The sequence below is a fragment of the Microcystis sp. 0824 genome, from assembly GCF_003112475.1.
In the GTDB taxonomy this organism is placed as follows: domain Bacteria; phylum Cyanobacteriota; class Cyanobacteriia; order Cyanobacteriales; family Microcystaceae; genus Microcystis; species Microcystis aeruginosa_C.
Map to the genome: position 1 here is coordinate 47882 of NZ_BDSM01000048.1, position 3581 is coordinate 51462.

Here is a 3581-nt window from a genome sequence, read left to right on the forward strand (position 1 = left end):
CAACCTCAACGGTTTCAACTTCAACCAGTCGATTCTCGATTCTCAAGGTCGTGTAATCGGTACTTGGGCCGATGTGTTAAACCGCGCTGGTATCGGTATGGAAGTAATGCACGAGCGCAACGCTCACAACTTCCCCTTAGACTTAGCTAGTGGTGAACAGGCTCCTGTAGCTCTGACCGCTCCTGCTATCAATGGTTAATTCCTAGTCTGAACGAAAAGGCACTCCCGCGAGGGGGTGCTTTTTTGTTGTTAGAATTATGATATAGCTCAATGTTAAATGGAGTTAATCTTATGATATCGCCTCAAATTATTGAACTGGAACAAAAGTTACGAGACTGTTCTCTTGAAGATAAAAGATGGTTATTGGAGCAGTTACATCAACAATTAGGATTGAATAATCAAAAAACAACTAAACAACGATTAATGGATAGTTGGAATGAAGCTTATAGTGATGGATTGGACGAATCAGAAACTTTGATGTTAGAGGGAATACGCCATCATCAACGCCAATTATCTGAGTAAATATGACGATTTTTCAAGGTGATATTTATTGGATTGATTTAGGAGAACCACAAGGTTCTGAACCTGCTTATCTTCGTCCTTGTGTTGTGGTGCAAAATGATGCTCTGAATCAGTCACAAATTGGGACGGTTATTGTGTGTCCATTAACAACCAATTTGAGACGAGCAAAAGCTATTGGTAATGTTTTATGAATGAGGGTGAAGGGAATTTACCTGAATCCAGTGTTGTTAATGTTTCACAGGTTTTCACGGTTGATAAACGTCTTTTAACCGAGTCTATCGGAAGACTTTCTCAGGAAAAAATCAAATTAATTATTCAGGGAATTAAGTTGGTTATTGAACCTCAAGAACTCGAATAATAGGGGGTTATAAAAGGATTTAAAGAATCCATTTATCCTTAGACTTAGCTAGTGGCGAACAGACTCCCGTGGTTCTGACTGCTCCCGCTATCAATGGTTAAGTTCTAATCAAATAATTACGACAAAAAAGGTTGGGGTGAGCTAATGTTCGCCCCAACCTTTTTTTATTGAAATTCTCGACAAATCACCTGACCAATAACCACTTCTCGCTCCAAGCACCGTTGACATTGAAGCCACTGCCCGTAGGGGTGAAAGTAAGAGAACCGTAGTCGAAGTTATTGCAGATGGTTCCGAAAATAGTGGCATGGACTCGCTCAGGTGGACAGATATCTGCGGCCCCGTAGCCGTTCTTTCCGCGAGTCCCCAGGTGGGAATAGGTGTTGCCATCCCAATCCCCGTTACCGAACCAGGTTGTGTTGGCTGGACCTTCTTTCAGCATACAGCGCAGACCTTTGCCTCTGCGCCCACCTGTCAAATCAGTTACCTGATATTGATTGAAATGGCTACCGCAGGTTTTGGGACGGGGTAGGGGGTTGTAGTTAACGGAGGAAGCCGAACGCCACTCCTCATTCCAAGCCCCAGTTACCCGAATCACTCCTGGTCTGACCGTTCGGATCTCGAGATTACCCGGATAGTTGAAGTTAGCATCCTCCCCGTTACCGTGAATGTCGGACGCGAACCCGACCAACATTCTGCCTCGGTCAATCGCCTGTCCCAAATGACGGTAGGTAGCCCCTTCCCAGGTTCCTTCCCCGTACCAGGACAGACGGGGAATGCTTGAGCCTTGCTGTCCTTTACTGAATTTGACACAACGAATCCCAGTTCCCCGTCGGTTATCCAGCGAACGAACTATATATGTTTCTAAGTGGGGACCACAATTGAAGCGAGTAGCAGTAGTCAGACGGATCGGCTCTATTGGAATTTGAGCCAGCGTGGGCAAAGTTGCCACCAACAGGGACACACCGCCTAATAGGATAGTCTTGACAGAACGTAGATTCATAATTTTTTCCTGAAATTGGGAAGCCGTGTTTACTTGCTAATTTCAGAATATTCGGAGTCTCAGGGTGATGTCAGTCCCAAAATAAGTGGAAATTAACGATTTCAATCGTTTCTACTTTCAGTAATAAAATGGAGGAACATGGAAATTTGCTGCCATTTATAGTCATTTCAGATAAGTCTGAGACACTCTAGACCGACAAAACCCTTATGAACTCTGGGATTGATATTCTCAATTTTAATTGAAATGACTATATCTCCTCTTCTCCTGCTCTTTCTCGTATGGTCGATATGTGCTGAAAGTTTAATTGTCTCTCAATGTTTCTAATAGTTGGGCGCAAGACAAACTCGCCGGAGAAAGAAGTAATCCGGTGCGTTTCGAGACGGGAATAGGGCATCCGTTTTCTGTCAGTTCGGGGTTAGGCTTCGCTGGTGCGGCGAATACCTTCGTCGAGAACGAAAAACTGAGGGTTAAGAGAAGCCAATTGCTCCCGCAGCTTTTCGATTTCGGAAGCGGGAGCGTGAACTTCTAGGCGAATAATCTTGGCGATTTTGAGAACTTCGTCTAGCAGTTCCCCAACGTTTTGCAGGTGGGCAAGAACTGCGGAGGCATCGACGTAACCCTCGCGGCAATGAACAATATTATCGCTAAAGGAAAAAGCATAATGGATACAGCCCTCTTCGGTGCGGGTTCTCTCAATGAACTTGGGGCTTAGTTCCTTAAACGCAGCAATTTTTCCTTCTTGTACTTCAAAGTAGGGTACGAGAGTACAGCAAGTATCGATTTTGAACATCAGATTCTCCTTCTAGGTGTTGCGTGGGGATATCCCGCGTTTGTGGTACAGAAAAGGTTATCTCAGGGGTTGGCCAGTCCGTGCGATCCTACAGAATAATGTCCTGCTTTAGGGGTGAACGGCCTTCTGACAAAATATAATGCACTTCAGGTCAACCCGTGTGCAACTTTTGGAGAAGTTAAGAAAAAGCGATCGCTAACTCAAACAAGGTAGAATGAAAAGCTGAATATCATACTAAATCCGTTGATTATAGACTACATATCAGTACAGGCAAAAGGCAAGAGGCAAAAGGGAAGAAAAATAGCTGTACCTCACTAGCTTGGGAAACGCTATATAACAGTTATCTTAATGGTCAGGTGCGAGTCGATCATCGATGCCGAATTAGCTTATACTTCATCTTTATGAGAAACGCTCTCTAGGGCTCTGTGTGGGGAAATGGCTGTTATACACTCCAGTCAAATTAAATTTGACAACTAGAGAGCGCTTTTCTACGGGAACAGAGAATTAGAGGTTCTTCCGAACTTACACTGTAGAAAAGTCCCCAAGCTCCCTCTCTGTCCAGCAATGTTCTAAAGTTGATAAATATCAATCTAACAAAAACTCAAAGCCTTATTGTACAAGCTTTACAAGCATAAGTTGTTGATAGTTTTGCATGACAGGTTCGGTAGAGCCGAATTAGATATAGCAATTCTCTGACTCATGAGGTACAGTAGCAACAGTGAGTAAACCAATTGCGAATATCTTTTTGAGTAACTTCTAACATAGCTAATTCAATCCCTTCTATTAAGTCTTTGTAAGTTCTCGCCTTCAGTTTTCTTAATATCGCTTTGACTTTTGACCAAAAGTTTTCAATAGGAGAGAATTCGGGAGAATAAGGAGGTAAATAGATGAGTCTAGCTTTTTCTTGTTCA

General features: G+C 43.3%; 4 protein-coding genes and 2 pseudogenes. 3 read left to right on the forward strand and 3 right to left on the reverse strand.

What is annotated here, in order from left to right; all coding sequences use genetic code 11:
- From N0824_RS21450 to N0824_RS21765, 3 genes and pseudogenes are all read left to right on the forward strand, one after another.
- Positions 1-199 (forward strand): annotated as a pseudogene (locus N0824_RS21450) (hypothetical protein); the annotation flags it as partial.
- Positions 200-291: 92 nt separating this feature from the next.
- Positions 292-522, forward strand: coding sequence for a hypothetical protein (locus N0824_RS16140; RefSeq protein ID WP_233256466.1), 231 nt, complete (start codon positions 292-294; stop codon positions 520-522).
- A 2-nt stretch (positions 523-524) separates the two neighbouring features.
- Positions 525-880: pseudogene (locus N0824_RS21765) on the forward strand (type II toxin-antitoxin system PemK/MazF family toxin).
- Between the two features lie 184 nt (positions 881-1064).
- Here the strand turns inward: N0824_RS21765 and N0824_RS16150 are convergent.
- The 3 genes from N0824_RS16150 to N0824_RS16165 all read right to left on the reverse strand — a co-directional run.
- Positions 1065-1880, reverse strand: coding sequence for a hypothetical protein (locus N0824_RS16150; protein ID WP_108937487.1), 816 nt, complete (start codon positions 1878-1880; stop codon positions 1065-1067).
- A gap of 415 nt (positions 1881-2295) precedes the next feature.
- Positions 2296-2670, reverse strand: a complete 375-nt coding sequence (locus tag N0824_RS16155; protein WP_108937488.1) for a putative quinol monooxygenase — start codon at positions 2668-2670, stop codon at positions 2296-2298.
- Positions 2671-3367: 697 nt separating this feature from the next.
- The coding region (locus tag N0824_RS16165; RefSeq protein ID WP_199224879.1) for a transposase at positions 3368-3581 on the reverse strand (214 nt) is incomplete at its 5' end.